Below are 3158 nucleotides of genomic sequence, written 5' to 3' on the forward strand. Positions count from 1 at the left end.
CCGGTCCGAGCACAACGGCCGGTCCGAGCACAACGGCCGGTTCCGGCACGGTGACCTGCTTTGTCGCGCTCGGCGACAGCATCACGGCCGGGCTGGGCGACGGTGTGAGCATGGGCGGCTACCGGCGGGCCCACGCGGCGCGGGCGCTGGCCGGACGCGGCTGGGCCGCCACGCTCGCCGCCTGCCTGGCCCCGGCCGGGCAGGCCCGGTTCACCAACCTCGCGACCACCGGGGCGACCAGCCGGGACGTCCGCGAAACCCAGCTGCCGGTGGCCCTCGCGCTGCGCCCGCGGATCGCGAGCCTCATCGCCGGCATGAACGACCTGCTCTCCCCCGGCTTCGACCCGTTACGCCTGCGGCGCAACCTGGTGTGGAGCGTCCGGGACCTGCGCGCGGCCGGCGTCCTGGTGCTGATGGCCCGGCTGCACGACCCCGGGCGGCTGCTGCGCCTGCCCGCGCCCGCGCGCCGCCTGCTCACCACCCGGATCGGGCAGCTCAACGCGGCGGTGGACGCCGCCGCCGCGGGCGATCCCGGGGTCCTGGTCGTCGACCTGGCCCGCCATCCCGAGGCCTACCGGCTGTCGACCTTCGACGTCGACCGGGTGCATCCTGGCCCGCGGGGCCATCAGCTGATGGCCCGTGCCTTCGCCGAGGCGCTGTGCGACGCCGGTGTGCCGCTGCCGGTCCTGCCGGTGGTGGAGCCGCCCACCACGCCCGGCCGGTTCGCGCACGCCCGCTGGATGATGTCGGTGGGCGTGCCGTGGCTGCTCGCCCGCCCGGCCGTGCCACTGCGCCGCCGGGCCCGGCGCGCCGCGGCGGACCGCCGGGCCCGGCACGCCACCACCGGTGACGAGCCCGCCCGCGCCGGCCGGCTGGTTGCCAACCGTCGACTGGATGTGACCCCCAGCAATATCCGCTGAGGACCGTCGCAGGACATGGCAGTCATTCCTTACCGTAGGCATCGTGATTTGCGGCCAAGCTGCCTCACCTCGCTCAGGGGCACTCACCGGATGGGGTAACGCGTGGCTTGCCGGGCTTGTCAGCACCGATGAGGCAATCACCCGAATCCTCGTGGGTTCGGGTGGGCCGGGCGCCCCCCACAGCATCGACGGCGAAGGGCTCGCGCTGGGCCTCGGCCGGCTGCGGACCGGCGGCGCACGGCGGCTGCGGCTCGTCCTGCCCGTGCCCGGCGACGTCAGCGGTCTGCCCGGGCCGGCGGAGGTCAACCAGGAGGCGCTGGCCGCCGGTGAGGCGGTGGTCGTGCTGGGCCCGCTGCCGCCGCTGGTCCTGATACCGTCCGTGACCGCGCACGGCCCGGCCATCGAGGGCGGCCTGGAGTCGGTGCACTGGCGTTCGGTGACGGGCCGTCACCTCCCGCCCCCGCCGTCCCCGCTGAACGCCGCCGAGCACGAGCTCAACGACGCCATCCGGACCGCGACGGCCGCGCTGCTGCACCTCGACCGGGCCAAGGTCGGTCCGGACACGCTCGCCGTGCTGCGCGAACGCCATGAGGACGAGCCGACGCTCCTGCTCCCCCCGGGCTATCCGCCGCCCGCGCACGCGCTGCTGGCCCGGGCGGGCCGGATCGCCGGCCTGATCGACCTGGCCGCCCGGGACGACGGGGCGGCGGTCACCGCCGAGGAGATCGAACGCCGTTCGACCGCGCTGCGCGGGCTGTCCGCGGCGGTCCGCCGGGCCTGCGAGTCGGCCTACGACGCCTTCGACCCCTCCCAGTCCCTCGCCCGGTAGGGCTCTCCCAGTTCCTGGAGCGCCGGTCAGGTAACCATACGTATCCCCCTGAACGATGGCACACTTCGATGGACGTCGACCACCGGAGAAGATCGGCATAATTTTGTCGTTGTGTACGCTTTTGCGGCCAAAAAGCGTACACAACGACAAAATTGTCTGGATCATGGCCTGTGCGGGTGGTCGTGAACGGGATCCCGCGCTGCCTGACCGGGACACTAGCCCGGTAGGGGGCTCCCAGCCCCCTACCGGTAGGGCACCGTGCTGGCGGGTGGGCGGGCGTCGCGGCCGGGACGGCGAGCTTCTTCCCGCCCGGCGGGGCGGCGTCCCGACACGGATGGCGGCCGGGAGGCGCGGCGGGCGCGCGCCTCCCGCCCCGGGAACGCTCACCGGCCCTCCGAACGCCACCCGCCGGGCAGGCCCTCACCGCGCGGGGCCCTGGCTCAGGACGCGTCCGACGAATACCTGGCCGCGCAGGCGGCGCCCGGACGACCGGCATCCATCAGGCGCACCCCAGGCGCACCCCGCGGGCGACGCCTGGACTGCGATCAGTTCAGGCGCGGACAGAAATGCCCGGACGGCCCGTCCGGGCGGCCGCAGAGCACACACGAGGGACGGCCGGCCGCGACGATACTGCGGGCACGCTGGACGAACGCCTGCGTCTGGCCGAGGGACAGCGAGACCTCGAGCGTGTCGAGCTCGGCGTCCGCGTCAGGCCGGCGCGCCGCGCCCCCCGCGAGCCCGGCGGCCTCGACAAGCACCCGTTTACCGTCCCAGGACACCGTGAGCCGGCCGAGATGGAAGTCCTCCTCGAACGGCGCCTCCAACGGCGCGAGATCGACGTCTACCTCGTGGGACTCCGGCAGCTCGCCGCCGGCCGTCCGGCGGACCTGGCCGAGCAGCGTCGTGAGCCCTTCGGCAAGAGCGTTGACCTCGGCTTTCTCCAGGCCGACGGTCACGACCTGCCCACGCGAGCAGGCCTGTAGGTAGAAGTCGCGTTCACCGGGCTGGCCGACGGTTCCGACCACGAAACGGTCTGGTGAGTCGAACACGTGCCGCTGCCGCTGATACACCTCGTCCCTCCTGGCAGTCCGTTGTACCGGTGGGTGGCCGGGCCGCGGCTCCGGTCATCCACCGATTCCCCCGGTCGACGGCCGGCATGCCGGCGTCACCCACGGGGCCTGGCCGTCTTCCCCGTCATGAAGCTGCTGTGTGAACCTTGCCGCGTCGTGAACCCGCTACGTCGTGAACGTTTTATCCCCGGGGATTCGTCCCCGACGACATCATGGACGTCCAACCTTATGGACATCATTGTGAACCGTAGCGCCACCGCTCACGTCGTGGCGTCACAGATGTCGCGTCGGGCACCCTCGGACGCCTCCAGAACAGGCCCGCTACCAGGGACATCAGGG

General features: G+C 73.1%; 3 protein-coding genes. 2 read left to right on the plus strand and 1 reads right to left on the minus strand.

All coding sequences use genetic code 11. The features are described from left to right. Positions 1-920 (plus strand): SGNH/GDSL hydrolase family protein (locus AC5LUJ_RS13760; RefSeq protein ID WP_493465047.1); only part of this gene is annotated, 920 nt, incomplete at its 5' end. Positions 921-963: 43 nt separating this feature from the next. Next, on the plus strand, positions 964-1749 hold the full coding sequence (locus AC5LUJ_RS13765; protein ID WP_250286464.1) for an Rv1486c family protein: 786 nt from the start codon (positions 964-966) through the stop codon (positions 1747-1749). Positions 1750-2294: 545 nt separating this feature from the next. Here the strand turns inward: AC5LUJ_RS13765 and AC5LUJ_RS13770 are convergent. Next, on the minus strand, positions 2295-2819 hold the full coding sequence (locus AC5LUJ_RS13770) for a DUF3090 family protein (RefSeq protein WP_250286463.1): 525 nt from the start codon (positions 2817-2819) through the stop codon (positions 2295-2297). Between the last annotated feature and the right edge of the window lie 339 nt (positions 2820-3158).

It is taken from the genome of Protofrankia sp. CiP1_Cm_nod3 (assembly GCF_982290655.1).